General features: G+C 58.2%; 14 protein-coding genes and 1 tRNA gene. 5 read left to right on the forward strand and 10 right to left on the reverse strand.

All coding sequences use genetic code 11. From position 1 onward, the window contains the following. From HQL63_14170 to maf, 6 genes are all read right to left on the reverse strand, one after another. The coding region (locus HQL63_14170) for a PD-(D/E)XK nuclease family transposase (protein ID MBF0177974.1) at positions 1-296 on the reverse strand (296 nt) is incomplete at its 3' end. 286 nt (positions 297-582) lie between these two features. Then, the gene (locus HQL63_14175; protein ID MBF0177975.1) at positions 583-1,734 is read right to left on the reverse strand and encodes a glutamate 5-kinase; all 1,152 of its coding nucleotides are present in this window, start codon (positions 1,732-1,734) and stop codon (positions 583-585) included. A 149-nt stretch (positions 1,735-1,883) separates the two neighbouring features. Beyond that, positions 1,884-3,023 carry a GTPase ObgE gene (obgE, locus tag HQL63_14180; protein MBF0177976.1) on the reverse strand — a complete coding sequence of 380 codons (1,140 nt, stop codon included), beginning with the start codon at positions 3,021-3,023 and terminating at the stop codon, positions 1,884-1,886. A 199-nt stretch (positions 3,024-3,222) separates the two neighbouring features. Beyond that, a complete protein-coding gene (rpmA, locus tag HQL63_14185) occupies positions 3,223-3,474 on the reverse strand; it encodes a 50S ribosomal protein L27 (GenBank protein ID MBF0177977.1) in 252 nt (83 codons plus the stop codon). A gap of 146 nt (positions 3,475-3,620) precedes the next feature. Further along, positions 3,621-3,929 carry a 50S ribosomal protein L21 gene (gene rplU, locus HQL63_14190; GenBank protein ID MBF0177978.1) on the reverse strand — a complete coding sequence of 103 codons (309 nt, stop codon included), beginning with the start codon at positions 3,927-3,929 and terminating at the stop codon, positions 3,621-3,623. A gap of 453 nt (positions 3,930-4,382) precedes the next feature. Next, positions 4,383-5,009, reverse strand: coding sequence for a septum formation inhibitor Maf (gene maf / locus HQL63_14195; GenBank protein MBF0177979.1), 627 nt, complete (start codon positions 5,007-5,009; stop codon positions 4,383-4,385). 165 nt (positions 5,010-5,174) lie between these two features. On the opposite strand from maf, the gene HQL63_14200 reads away from it, so the two are divergent. From HQL63_14200 to HQL63_14220, 5 genes are all read left to right on the forward strand, one after another. Beyond that, positions 5,175-6,167 carry a polyprenyl synthetase family protein gene (locus HQL63_14200; protein MBF0177980.1) on the forward strand — a complete coding sequence of 331 codons (993 nt, stop codon included), beginning with the start codon at positions 5,175-5,177 and terminating at the stop codon, positions 6,165-6,167. Positions 6,168-6,237: 70 nt separating this feature from the next. Further along, a tRNA-Pro gene (locus HQL63_14205) sits at positions 6,238-6,314 on the forward strand. A gap of 50 nt (positions 6,315-6,364) precedes the next feature. After that, positions 6,365-7,627, forward strand: coding sequence for an anion transporter (locus HQL63_14210; GenBank protein ID MBF0177981.1), 1,263 nt, complete (start codon positions 6,365-6,367; stop codon positions 7,625-7,627). A 268-nt stretch (positions 7,628-7,895) separates the two neighbouring features. Then, positions 7,896-8,774: a type II secretion system protein gene (locus tag HQL63_14215; protein MBF0177982.1), complete on the forward strand. Its 879-nt coding sequence runs from the start codon at positions 7,896-7,898 to the stop codon at positions 8,772-8,774. Between the two features lie 369 nt (positions 8,775-9,143). Beyond that, positions 9,144-11,015 (forward strand): threonine--tRNA ligase, encoded by a 1,872-nt coding sequence (locus HQL63_14220; protein MBF0177983.1) that lies wholly within the window; start codon positions 9,144-9,146, stop codon positions 11,013-11,015. A 191-nt stretch (positions 11,016-11,206) separates the two neighbouring features. Here HQL63_14220 and HQL63_14225 read toward each other — a convergent pair whose 3' ends face one another. The 4 genes from HQL63_14225 to HQL63_14240 all read right to left on the reverse strand — a co-directional run bounded on the left by HQL63_14225 (position 11,207) and on the right by HQL63_14240 (position 14,135). Further along, positions 11,207-11,932: a hypothetical protein gene (locus HQL63_14225; protein MBF0177984.1), complete on the reverse strand. Its 726-nt coding sequence runs from the start codon at positions 11,930-11,932 to the stop codon at positions 11,207-11,209. 87 nt (positions 11,933-12,019) lie between these two features. Further along, entirely contained in the window at positions 12,020-12,712 is a 693-nt protein-coding gene (locus HQL63_14230; GenBank protein MBF0177985.1) for a hypothetical protein, read from the reverse strand. Next, positions 12,705-13,445, reverse strand: a complete 741-nt coding sequence (locus tag HQL63_14235) for an AAA family ATPase (GenBank protein MBF0177986.1) — start codon at positions 13,443-13,445, stop codon at positions 12,705-12,707. The genes HQL63_14230 and HQL63_14235 overlap by 8 nt, the downstream gene beginning before the upstream one ends. Before the next feature lie 225 nt (positions 13,446-13,670). Then, entirely contained in the window at positions 13,671-14,135 is a 465-nt protein-coding gene (locus HQL63_14240) for a hypothetical protein (protein MBF0177987.1), read from the reverse strand. Positions 14,136-14,195 lie beyond the last annotated feature (60 nt).

Here is a 14,195-nt window from a genome sequence, read left to right on the forward strand (position 1 = left end):
TAGGCTTTGGCGGCGTTGTACTGAATCCGTTTCAGGAAAGCGGTCGCCTTTTGGATCTGCATCTCGACAATGTAGGTGATGCCCCGGTGGTCGCGACATTTGACATCCAGGACCGAGTATTTCAGCTCCCGGATTTTCGGGGCCAAAAAGGGATCCAGGATGGTCAGCTCGGCAATGCGGCGGTCTCCGTCAAGCCCCAGGAGGCTCTCCAGAAAACTCACCAAAATATCCTTGGCATCGTCGCTGCCGAAAATCTTCCTGAAGGCAAAGTCGATTTTTGGATCGATAAATTTCATGGCGAATCCCCGCATGGAGGCCCCAAAAGAAAAATCGAAAGACCGGGATGGAGTTCTCAATCCTCCATATATAAGAACTATTCAGTACCCTCTCAGGAAAAGCCTGGATATGAAAGCCTTTGTCAGGGCTTCGCCCCGAACCCCACCAGGGCGCTGCCCTGGACCCACCAGGGCGCTGCCCTGGACCCGCCAGGGAGCCAGCTCCCTGGACCCCGATTCGTGGTCGGGTGGTGAACAGTTACGACCCCGATTCCAAAAGGTGATCATGGCCTCGGGTGGACCCATGTCAAATGCGATTGCCCTGCAAGATGACCATGTCATTGCGGTGAATGATCTCTTCATCGGCGATAAAGCCCAATATTTTTTCAAATTCGGCGCTGTGGCGACCAACGATGCGGCGCAGGTCATCGGCGTTGTAGTTGACAAGGCCCTTGGCCGTGTGTTCACCCTGTGGCGTGGAACAATAAACAGCATCCCCCCGGTCAAAGTTCCCCACAACATCCCGAATGCCTTTGGCGAGCAGGCTGCGGCCTGACAACAAGGCATGGGTCGCACCCTGATCCAGAATCAACTCCCCCTCGGCCAGCAAACCATCGGCAATCCAACGCTTGCGGGAACTGATGGCATCGGATTCGGCCAGAAACAGGGTGCCCAAAGGTTCACCGTGAAAGATGGTACGAATGGGGTCGTCGCGAAATCCGTTGGCCAACACCGTGCGGCAGCCGCTGCGGGCCGCCTTACGCGCTGCCCGCAACTTGGTCGCCATCCCCCCTGAACCGACCGATGTACCAGCTCCGCCTGCCAGGGCTTCCAGTTCCGGAGTAACCCTTTCGACCAACGGGATGCGGCGTGCCGTTGCATCAAAACGTGGATTGGCATCGCAAAGACCATCCACATCGGAGAGCAGAATCAGGAGATCCGCCTGGATCAGACCGGCCACCAGGGCCGCCAGGGTGTCGTTGTCACCAAAACGAATCTCCGCCACGACCACGGAGTCATTTTCGTTGACGATGGGCACCAATCCCAGTTGCAGGAGGGTTTCCAGCGTATCCCGGGCGTTGAGGTAACGACGCCGGTGAGCCACATCATCCCGGGTGAGTAATATCTGCCCCACATGGCGTCCCAGGGAGGCAAAAGCCTCCTCGTAGCAACGCATCAAAAATCCCTGTCCTGCGGCTGCCGCAGCCTGCTTTTCACGCAAAGAGATCAGGGGGCGTCCGAGATTGAGGCGTGGCCTTCCCGCTGCCACAGCCCCGGAGGTGACGATCACCACCTGCCGTCCCTCCTGAATCAAGGCCTCCACCTCCCGGCAACGGGCCGCAATCCATGCCTGATCCAGGGTAGAACCGCCCGCTGTCAACAAGTTGGAACCGATCTTCACCACCACCCGCCGGGAACCGGCAACCTGTTGCCACTCCTGCCGGAGTCTCTTCTCCATGGACATATGAGAGCCTCTGTCGGGGCGTAACTATTTCAGCACCCTTTCAAGAAAAACCTGGACGTAAAAGCCTTTACCAGGGCTTCGCCCCGAACCCCGCCAGGACGCCGTCCAAGGCCCTGCCAGAGAGCCAGCCCCTGGACCTCGATTTATCGCACCCAATAGCATGTCACGCCGTTTTCTTCCACTTCCTCCACCCCATTCACCTCATCAGGCAGCCCCACACGACCCTGTTGTCCTGCCCGGGTCGGTGCATCCGGCAAAGCAGCGATGCTGACCACATCGGCGGTCGCACGAATTTCCCGGACTCGCACGGCCACCCGGCCAACCAACTCACGCACCCCTTGCCCGCTGACGGCGGAGAGAACTGCAACCTCGCCGAAAACAGCAAGATCTCTCTTCAGGGCCCGGGCCCGGGCGGCATCGATAAGATCCCCCTTGGTGACCACGAGCATTCTGGGCTTGGCGACCAGGTGGGGGGAGTAGTCGGCCAGTTCTGCTTCGATGGCGTGAAAATTTTCCACCGGATCGGAACCATCAGGTGGTTCGGCATCCAGCAGGTGCAACAACAGAGCACACCGCTCCACATGCCGCAAAAAGATATGTCCCAACCCGGCCCCTTCGCCCGCACCCCGGATCAAACCAGGGATATCGGCCACCACAAAGCTCTCATCATCGGCAACGCGCACCACACCCAGATTGGGCACCAACGTGGTGAAGGGATAGTCGGCAATCTTGGGCCGGGCCGCCGATATGACGGAGATCAATGTGGATTTACCGGCGTTGGGCATGCCCACCAGACCAACATCCGCCAGCAGTTTCAGTTCGAGACGCGCCCACAACTCCAACCCCGACCGCCCGGGATCGGATTGGCGGGGGGCCTGATTCGTGGCACTTTTGAAGTGGGTGTTGCCGCGCCCCCCCTGGCCTCCGGGAGCGATCAAAAACCGCTCACCCGGGGTGGTGCAGTCCCACAAAATCCGGCCATCGGCGTCATCACGAACCAGAGTCCCGACCGGTACCCGCACCTCCAGAGGCGGAGCCGAACGACCGGTCCGGCAGGCACGCATCCCATTTTGCCCCCGCTCCGCCTTGAAGTGCTGGCGATAGCGAAAATCGATCAAGGTATTCAGATGAGGATCGGCAATAAAAACGACATCGCCACCGCGTCCGCCATCACCACCGCTGGGACCGCCATACGGGATATATTTTTCTCTCCGGAAGGTCGCGGCCCCGGCACCGCCGTCACCGGAACGAATAAAAATCTTGACTTCATCCAGAAAGCGCATGACCAACCCCAAACGACAGCGGGGAAGCAGCCCCCGGCCACTCCCCCGCACGCATGGCAACCCATGCACCCCATTCAAAGACCGGGCCAGGGCTCCGCCCCGAAGCCACCGGGAAGCTCACTGGACCCGCCGGGGCGTCACCCCCCCGGGGCCTGATTCTTCAGGCCTTCCTGAAATGGCCGGGTGCCGGATTTCCTTGTCAGGAGGCGACGACGTTGATGTACTGCCGCTTGCCGCTTGCCGTGAAAAGCACCTTGCCGCCGACGAGGGCAAAAAGAGTATGGTCGCGGCCCATGCCAACGCCGTTGCCAGCGAAGACCTTGGTCCCCCGCTGCCGGATCAGAATGTTGCCAGGTACGACCGCCTCGCCGCCGAAACGTTTGACACCCAACCGTTTTCCCGCTGAATCGCGGCCATTTCGGGAGCTGCCTCCCGCCTTTTTGTGTGCCATGACTTCACTCCCTTGTCATCGCCGATGGTGCGCATGACCGGCCCATCCATGGTGGCCCGGGATCATCGCCTCGTTTGCAAAACCAATGGGACATGCCCGTCAGCGGCATACCCGTCTGACACCAGGTCGCACAGCCAGGGACGTACCTACGCCCCAATGCTGGTGATCTGGAGCTCGGTCAAATGTTGCCGGTGTCCCTGTTTGCGGCGATAATTTTTACGCCGCCGCCGTTTGAACACCAGAATTTTTTTGTCCCGCAACTGTTGCAAAATGCGGCCCGTCACCTTGACCCCGGCGACGGCGCTGCCCGTCTGGATGCCGCTGTCACCGGTGACCAGCAGGACATCCTCCAGGGTCACACTCTCCCCCTTTTCTCCCGGCAGCCGTTCCACGCGCAAAACGTCATTGACCGCCACTTTGTATTGTTTGCCGCCGGTTCGCACTACCGCAATCATGGGGAAATCCTCCGCTGCAGACCCAAAATATCCCTTTCCTGGACCACTCCGCAGCCACGGACATTGCCGGACGTATGCCACGGAAAACGACCCATTATTATCAAAAATACACCCCTGTCAAGAGGCCATGATCGCTTTTTCAGGGCAATCGCATTTGAAATGGCGTGCTGCTGACCCGTTTTTTTAAAAACCTGCAATGCGTCTGCCTTCTGGCGCAAAAAAACGCGCCAGAAGGCAGACCAAGGCCCACCCCTTGGGCCTTTTTTGCCAACAGCGCAAAAAAGGCCTGGGAGAAGGGGGGCGTACAAAAACAAAACGGGGCGCTGCCCCGGACCCCGCAAGGGCGCTGCCCTTGACCCGCCAGGGAGCCAGCCCCCTGGACCCCAATTCCAAAAAACGATCTTGGCCTCGGGTAGACCTATGCCAAATACGGTTGTCCTGCGCATTTTTACGTCAGTCCTCCATCAGCTCGGAGAGCATGGCGAGCGTTTCCATGAGCGGCAGTCCCACCACACCGCTGAAGGAGCCTTCGATGCGGCGCACCATGAAGGCGCCGATACCCTGAATGCCATAGGCTCCGGCCTTGTCCATGGGCTCTCCGGTGGCGATGTAGGTGGTGATGTCCTGGGTGGACAGCTCCTTGAACCAGACATCGGTTGCCACCACCCGGGTCAGGCCGTGCCGGTTGTGCAACCGGTAAAGGGCTACTCCCGTCAAAACCTGGTGGCGTTGCCCGGAGAGAAGGGTCAACATTCTGTGTGCTTGTCCCGCATCGGCGGGCTTGCCCAGGATGGTATCGTTCAGGACGACAGCCGTATCGGCGCCCAGGGCAAAGTCGGCGCCCGGATCCAGGGCCATGCGCACCTTTTCCTGCGCCATGCGCGCCACATAGTGCTCCGCCAACTCCCCGGATCGGGGGTGTTCATCGATAATCACCGGCCACACCTGTGGTTCGATCCCGACCTGTTGTAACAACGCCAGCCGCCGTGGCGATGCCGAAGCCAGGCGAATCGTTTTTCCCGTCCAGGGCCAACCGGCACGCACAGCCGTGCCCCCTTCGGAATGGTTTTTTCGCTCCATGATCGTACACCCAGGATTTTTTGGTTCACCAAAATTGGAGTGACCGGCAAATGAACACTTGACGCAGCACAACGCGATTCTTACCTTCGGTCCCAGCCGGAAAGAGTGAACAAACCCGGCAAGGAATCTTCCAGACACTCCCCTCCAGCCGGAGCCCGGTTCTTCATGACAGATCATACGCAATCAGTATTGAATCGTCTGCGTGAGTTGATCGGCCCAGACTTGGAACAAACCAATCATCTCATCCGCCAACACCTCGATTCCGAGGTGGAGCTCATACCCACCCTGGGTACCCATCTCATCCAGAGTGGCGGCAAAAGGTTGCGGCCCATTCTGTCCCTGCTCTCGGCCCGTCTTTTCGGCTACCAGGGAAATGAGCATGCCCTGCTGGCGGCTGTCATCGAGTTCATTCACACCGCCACGCTGCTGCACGATGACGTGGTTGACAAATCAAACACCCGCCGTGGCATGGCCACCGCCAACTCGGTTTGGGGCAACAAGGCCCCGGTCCTGGTCGGAGATTTTCTTTTTTCGCGCTCCTTCCAGCTCCTTGTCAACCATGGCAGCCTGAGAATTCTCAAGATTATTGCCGACACCTGTGCCATCATCTCCGAGGGCGAAGTGCTGCAACTGGTGGCCAGCAATGACCTGAAAACTTCCGAAGAGAAATACATGGCGGTGGTCTCCAATAAAACCGCCTCCCTTTTCTCCGCCGCCTGCCAGATCGGTCCCGTTCTCGCCAACTCTCCCGAGGCGGAAGTGGAACGCATGGCCAGGTTTGGCACCTGCCTTGGCATTGCCTACCAGGTCGTGGACGATACCCTGGATTATGCAGCCACAGTCGAAAAACTGGGCAAAACCATTGGTGACGATTTCCAGGAAGGCAAGATCACCCTTCCGGTCATCCATGCCTACGCCAAAGGCTCACCGGAGGAGCGGGCTTTCTGGGTCCAGACCATCGAAAAAGGCCAGATTGCCCCCGACAGTCTGGATCACGCCATTGCCTTGATCCGCCAGAGGGGGGCATTTCAGTATGCCATGGAGCGGGCGCGCAGCTTTGCAGCCGAGGCCAAAGCCGTTCTGGAGCCGTGTCGATCTTCGCCAGAAAAAGAGGCCCTGATCATGTTGGCCGATTTTTCCGTTGACCGCAGCTTCTGAGAGATCTAGTCTCCCACTGCCTGCCGGATACCGAAGGATTTTTCTCTCCCTTGTCCGGGGCGAACCATGTCGGGGTGTAGCTCAGCCTGGTAGAGCACTGCGTTCGGGACGCAGGGGCCGGAGGTTCGAATCCTCTCACCCCGACCAATCCTTTCAAACGATCACGGCCACTTGCAAAGTGGCCGTTTTGCATCCAAATGCCGCTTGATTCATTGCTCAAACTGCTGTGGTTGGCCGTTATTTTCATAACCCTGTCAGGCGTGGCGATGGGGCGGCTGCCCGGACTTGCCATGAACCGGGCCACCATTTGCCTGGTGGGGGCAACGGTTTTGGTGCTTACGGGGGCCATTTCACGCGCCTCTGCCTATCAGGCCATCGACATGGACACCATCGTCCTGCTGCTGGCCATGATGGTGATCAATGTCCATTTGCGACATGCCGGTTTCTTTCAGTGGGCAGCCCGCTGGACACTCTCCCAATCCATGGCGCCGCCTGGCATTTTAGCCGGATTGATGCTGGTATCCGGTTTGCTATCGGCTTTGTTTCTCAACGATACGGTGGTTCTGGCGCTGACACCCCTGGTGGTCGCGGTGGCGCGGGGCGCCGGCCTGCCACCGGTGCCCTTTCTCATGGGCCTGGCGGTCTCGGCCAACATCGGTTCCGTGGCCACCATCATCGGCAATCCCCAGAACATGCTCATCGGCATCGCCTCTGGTATCTCCTACCAACGTTTTCTGGCCGTACTGGCCCCGGTGGCTTTGGGGGGGGTGGTCATCGCCTGGTGCGTGTTGGCGCTTCTTTACCGCCAGGCTTGGCAATCACCAGCCAGGCCGGTCAAAACCGATCCCGTCGCCGCGCCGCCATCCGCCCCCTGCACAACGATGCCACCCCGACAAAATCTTTTGCGCAAGAGCCTCGTCGCCACGATGCTGTTGTTGTTTTCCCTGCTGGCAGGGGTACCGGTGGCTTTGGCAGCTCTGGGCGCCGCTGCCCTGCTGCTGATCACGCGACACATGCCGCCCGAGCAGGTTTTTCGGGAAATGGATTGGGGATTGCTGGTCTTTTTCGCCTCCCTTTTTGTGGTCACAGGGGCGGTAGAAAGCATCGGACTGAGCGGTTGGCTGCTCCATGCCCTGGGCGTCGAACACCATCTGGACATTCCATCCCTGACCATCACCGGGGCCATCCTCAGCAATCTCGTTTCCAACGTTCCGGCAGTTTTGCTCCTGCGCCCCGTGGTGGTCCAGGCGCCTGCCCCGGAAATGGCCTGGTTGACGCTGGCCATGGCCACGACCTTCGCCGGCAACCTGACTCTGCTCGGCTCCGTGGCCAATCTGATCGTCGCCGAAAGCGCCCGAACTCAAGGTGTTCTTCTCTCCTTCCGGGCCTACCTGGTTGCCGGGGTACCCATTACGCTGTTGACCCTGATTTGGGGGGATATCTGGTTGATCTTTTTGTAACGATTCACCACCCGGCCACGCATCGGGGTCCAAGGGCTGGCTCCTACGACTTTTTCCGCATGGCAAGGCGAACGACCAGGCGCAAAAAACAATTCAAGTGGCATTGTGACAAGGGGACCGGTATAGTTGCCGCAGTGGGGAAGCAGGGTTGCTGTGGCAATCGTCCCATGCGCTGCCCTCGGGCTTATGGAGATTCCAAGGGCTTCCGGCTCCGATGATGTTCAAGTCAAGGGCACAAAATGCCGCTTGCCAAATCGGTTAAATGACCATGAAGAAACTTCCTTTTACCCACATCTCCTCACCTGCGGCGCATCCAGCCGCCGGCATGAGCCTGATTGAGCTTTCCATTGTTCTGGTCGTCGTTGGCCTGATCATCTCCATGGGCATGACCATGGGGCCCGACATGATCTTCACCTCCAAGGTAACCCAAACCAAAGGCCAGCTCGACAAGGTTCGCCAGGCCATCGAGGGATTTGCCCTGACCAACAACCGGCTTCCCTGCCCGGATACCGATAACGATGGTGTCGAAAACGTGGCCAGTCACACTTGCAGCAGCAAATCTGGCGATCTGCCCATCATCACCCTGGGGCTCTCTGCCGGAAGAAACACCAGCGGCTCCGACAAGAGAGATGCATCCGGCAAAGACGCCTGGGGCAATACCATCAAATACGCCGTGTTCATTCGCGCAAGCAGTGCAGCCACCCGGTTGGAAGATTTGGCCTCCGATGAGGTCGGTACATCCGACCAAACCGCCTGGGGCACCACGATCAGCCGCACCTATTTCTGTAAAAAATTGACCCAACTGGCAAGCAGTACTTTTGTGGCCACCACCGATCTTCACGTAGCCAACCTGACCTCCCGGGACGGCAACAATGCCAATTCGAGTTGTGCCAACGGCATCATGGTCCCCTTTGCCTTGATCACCTCGGGTTCGGAGGACGCCGATAAAAACGACAACAAGTACGATGGCATGAACGACACCACCCTCAACGGCAACGACGCCCTCTGCTTTGAAAATCCAGACCGCATCATGCGGCAATATTCGGTGGAAGAGTCCAGTTCCACCAATGTCAACAACTATGACGATACCGTCGTGGCGGGCTCTTTTTCCAGTCTGACCAGCCGCATGAATTGCAAAAACAATTAAGATGTTTTTTCATGACAGCTCATCGACCTTTCAGGAAAAGCCCATATGAAAGCCTTTGTCAGGGCTCCGCCCCGAACCCCGCAAGGGCTCTGCCCTTGACCCGCCAGGGAGCCAGCCCCCTGGACCCCGATTCGTTGGCGAATGGTGAATAGTTACCTTTTTCGTAATGATTCAGCACCCTTTCAAGAAAAGCCTGGACATGAAAGCCTTTGTCTGGGCTTCGCCCCGAACCCCACCGGTTCAAGAAAGGCCTCGACGTGAAAACCTTTGTCGGGCCTTCGCCCCGGACCCCACCAGGAGGAAGGGCGCAGCCCTTCCTCCTGGACCTTCATCCCAGTTTTTCAAACGTTTTTTTGGATCTGACGCCCCATGAAAATATTGCTGCTCCACGCCGACCACTTCCGCTACCACGTCACGGGCGAAACCGCCATCAGCAAGGGGCTCGAACCCCTGACTGAAAGCGACCGCGCCGGAGAGATGGAACAACTGCTCGTCTGCATGATCGCCGTGGAAAAAGGGGATGGCGACGACCCGGGCGCCATGGCGGAAAAGGCATTGGCAGCCATCCGCGACCAGTGCGCCCAGATCCAGGAAACCCGGATCATGCTCTACCCCTATGCCCACCTTTCCGGCAATTTGGAATCACCACGACCGGCAGTGGCGGTCCTGGACCGCCTGACCGATCTTTGCCGCCAGGATCCCGCCTTCAGCCATGTGGGACGCGCCCCTTTTGGTTGGTACAAGGGATTTGACATCCAGGTCAAAGGGCATCCACTTTCCGAAGCGGTCCGCTCGCTGGAACCTGGCGCCGGCGGCGGTCCCGCCGAATCTTCCGCCCTGAAAAACGAATCCCGCAAAAAAAGCACCTGGATCGTCCTCACCCCGGAAGGGGAGGAGTTTCCTGCCGAGAGCTTCAATTTTTCCCAACACAAGGGCCTGGAACAGTTTTATCGCTACGAAACTGCGGGTTCCCGCCTCAGTGAAGAGCCCCCACCCCATATCCGCCTCATGCAGGAACATGAACTGGTGGATTATGAACCCGGCTCCGATGCGGGCAATTTTCGCTGGTATCCCAAAGGCTATCTGATCAAAAAGCTGCTGGAGGACCAGGTTTCCGAGCAGTTGCACCGGCTGGGCGCGATGCGGGTGGAAACCCCCATCATGTACGACCGCAACCATCCGGCGCTTTCCAAGTATCTCGACAAGTTTCCCGCCCGGCAATATCAACTGCAATCGGACAAGGGGAGCTATTTTCTGCGCTTCGCGGCCTGTTTCGGTCAGTACCTCATGAAACGGGACATGAACATCTCCTACCGGCACCTGCCGTTGCGGCTCTACGAACTGACCCACTACAGTTTCCGCCGCGAGCAGAGCGGCGAGTTGACCGGCCTGAAGCGTTTACGCGCCTTCACCATGCCTGACATGCACACCCTGTGTCGCGATATCGATCAGGCCGTCGACGAGTTCCTGACCCATGTCGACCTCTCCCTGAATTGGGCTGCCGATCTCAACTACCAATGTGAAATCGGGTTGCGGGCGGTGGCCGATTTTTACCACGCCAACCGTGACTATGCGGTTCAAGTGGCCCGCAAGGCCGGGCGTCCCATCCTGTTGGAGCTTTGGGAACGACGCTATTTTTACTTCGTGACCAAGTTTGAGATCAACGTCGTGGATAGCCAGGGCAAATCATCGGCCCTCTCCACCGTGCAGATCGACGTGGAAAATCCCAAAGATTTTGGCATCACCTTCGTGGGTCCAGACGGTCAGGATCACACCCCCCTCATGTTGCACACATCCCTGTCCGGTTCCATCGACCGCAACCTGTACGCCATTCTGGAGCAACAGGCCATTGGCATGAGCAAGGGGCAGCGCGGCCATTTTCCCTTCTGGCTCGCGCCGACGCAGGTGCGCCTGATTCCCATCAAACCCGAGGAGCACACGGCCTACTGTCAGGAATTGGCCACGCGCATCCAGGCACGGGTGGATATCGACGAGCGGGGTGAATCCCTGAACCGCCGCATCCGCGCTGCCGAGAAAGAGTGGATTCCTTTGATCGTGGTAGTGGGGCGCGAAGAGATGGAGTCCGGGCAGTTGCCGATCCGGATCCGGGAAGAGAAGGGCCAACGTACCCTGACGGTGGACGATCTGAACACCTTCGTCCGCGAACGGATGGTTGGCAAGGTCACAGCCCCACTCTCTCTGCCGCCACTTCTCTCCCTGCGGCCCATCTTCCGAGGGTAAAAATAAAGACTGGGATGGGGGGTCCAGGAGGAAGGGCTGCGCCCTTCCTCCTGGCGGGGTTTGGGGCGGAGCACCAAAAAGACCATCAAAAGACTGGGATGGAGGTCCAGGAGGAAGGACTGCGCCCTTCCTCCTGGTGGGGTCCGGGGCAACGCCCCGAAAAAAGCCTTCATATCAAGGCTTCGTTTCCGTCACTTGGCTGGCTGAGCCTGGGGTTTGGCCTGGGCCTGGGTTTGCGCAGGAGCCTGCACCGCACTCTGCGCAGGCGTCATGACATCATGCACCGGACCTCCTGTGGCCCGTTGCAGATACGCCCGTTGCTGTGCTTCCCGGTTCATGACAGCTTGCCGCTCGGCCCAGAGGGCGTTGTTGACCCCAGCCGTATTGGTCATCAGGGCATTCTGGCGGGTCATGATGGCATTATTCAGGCCACCCTGCCGATGGGAGAGGGAATTTTCCACCATGGATTTTTGGTGCTCCAGGCGGATCCGCTCCTGCTGATGGCGATACTCCATCATGGCTTCCTGCAATTTCAAGCTGTTTTCCATCTCTTTTTGATAGGTCGACTGTGTTTGCTGTTGCGCGGAAGTCCAGGCTTGCTGATTGTTCTGCCAATCCATGATTCTGGCCTGGGTATTCAGCTCACGAGCCGTTTCGGTGTTATCAACTGCCCGCTCCCTGGCGGCCTGGCCCACATCCACCTGACGATGCCACGCATCGTAGGCGTTCTGTTTGCTCTGCCAATAATTGTTGACGTTGCTCTCGATCCGCTGTTGCAACTCCTGAGGCGACTTGGGGGGGGTAACAGGCAACGTATTGTTCTTGGCATCATCGGCGACCGCGCCTTGCGCACAAGCCAACAACACTGCAACAGCAGCCGTTGCAAGGAGAGAACGCATCTTTGTTTGTGAGGACATGGTATTCTCCAATATTTCCGTGAGGGTGATTATCAAAGTTATCGGCAGGCGACAATGTCAGGCCTGTCCGAAGGGAGTCGCATGGGATCACCATGGCATGAATCGGTTGATGAAACTCATGGGGCGGGCTGCATTGTTCATATCATACCCCATGCGGCCTACCGAGCTGGTCATGATGCGCAGGGCATGGGACATGTCATTCATGTTGGCGGTGATGGGTGTCAGGTTGTCAAGTTTGGTGGACATCTCCGTGACCCGGGCGTTCATCTCCGTCATGATGCGGGTGATTCCCTGGATATTGCCGCTCATTCCGGCAACATTTTCCGCCATGTGATCAATGTTTTCCGACATGGTCCGCATATCCACGGACATGGTCTCCATATTGTCGCTGATATACTCCAGGTGCGTGGACATCAACTCAATATTGTTGGCCAGGTGTCCAACGTTGGCCGCCAGAGACCCCATGTTGCGCCCCATTTGCGGATCAATGGAGGTCGACATGAGCCGTATGTCCTGGGTCAGACTGTAGATCAGGAAAAAACCATACATGGCCAGGACAATGAAAGCCGCCAGCGAGGGGTAGACGACCAGTTCCCAGCGTCTGGCGCTCTTATCAAAGCTTTTGGCAAACTGATCCAGGATCTGGGATGAGCAGTTGCCGCACTCCTGGTATTGACCAGCCGGGTGGAACGCACTCCCTTTGGCCGCTGGTTTTGCCGCCGTATCAGCGGTTTGCCCGGTTCCCTCAGGAGGATGTTCAGCGACGGGTGCGTCAGGCATGTATTTTGGCCTCCTTCGGCTTTTTCACTTTTTCCCGAATCTGGGAAGATTCCAGCGGATAGAGCGCCTCGGCCAAGCGATAAAACTCCTGGGCAGATTTCGCATCGCCTGGCAACTCAAAGACTGCCCGCCCTTCGCTGAACGAGCGCCGATAGGATGTTCTTTGACAGATGCGATGTTCCAGGAGCACAACCCCTTCAAGTGCGGACAAGGCCTCGGCGGTCTCTTCAGACTCCCGCAATCCTGGATGGGTATCAGCCCGATTGACAAAGACCAGGACAGTGGGGCTTGCTGGCTTTTTTTTGGTTTTTGTTTTATTTTCTTTGGTTTGGATCCTGGCATCCCTGCTTTGAACAACTTCCTGTATAATATTCAAGAATCTCTGCGTTGACCAGACATCGGCCTGGCTGGGAGGGACCGGGATCACAACACGGTCGGCAAGTCCGATCGCCTGGCGCATAGCCCAAAGGTTGGAGGCTCCCACATCGACGATAATCTCTCCATCGCCGTGTTGTTTGAACACCTTGGTCGGATCACTCTCAGGACGGAACACGCGAATATCCGGCTTGACGCCCTCATCCTGGCGCACCTCGACGACATCGCTCAGGGTCGCCTGCGGATCAAGATCGAAGGCAACCACCGCCCGCCCCTTGCTGGCAAGCCAGACAGCCAGGTTGAAAGCCATGGTACTCTTGCCACAGCCACCCTTCAGGTTACCGATCACAGTGATCATGCTTTGGGTTCCATCCCCTGCTGAACATCCTGGGGTTCCGACCTTTGACGCTCCTCACAACAACCAAGAGGGAAACCCCGCTTTCGGCGCAAATCGATTTCCGCAATCATCCGCCACCCAGCCACGCACGAAAGTCTGACTCGCTAAAAAAATGCTTGAACCCTTGGCAAGATCATAAAAACGGGGGACGACACCTCCCGTCCCCCTGAAACAACTCTTTTCTGCTTATTTCCCTGACTGGTTGGTAGTAGGGGGCAGCTGGTTGCTGCTGTTTCCTCCACCTGATGCATCGGAAGCCTCTGCCCCCTGTGCACCATCCTGGACCGTTCCACCTGCGCCGTAGGGCCCAGGTCCACCCGTACCGTAGGGTCCGGGTCCGTAGGGTCCACCCCATCTCTGGGATCCAGCTCCCCAGGCACCCGGACCACCCCAACCATAAGGTCCGCCATGGCCGTAACCACCGCCATAGCCGTATCCGGGATAGCCATATCCGGGGTAACCACCGCCCCAACCGTAACCGGGGTAACCTCCACCCCAACCACCGGGTCCACCACCCCAACCACTGTAACCGGGGCCACCCCAGCCATAGCCGGGATACCCACCCCACCCGGCGGCAGCATGGTCAGCCATCATCACCACCGCACCGGTCAGCAGTGCAGCCACGGCCAATACTCTGAGTGATCTCTTCATCTGACTCAACTCCGCAAGGTGTCAGGGATCAAGAAATTTTCCTGTCTACGCAACAGTTAC

This window comes from Magnetococcales bacterium (genome assembly GCA_015231175.1).
Classification (GTDB): domain Bacteria; phylum Pseudomonadota; class Magnetococcia; order Magnetococcales; family DC0425bin3; genus HA3dbin3.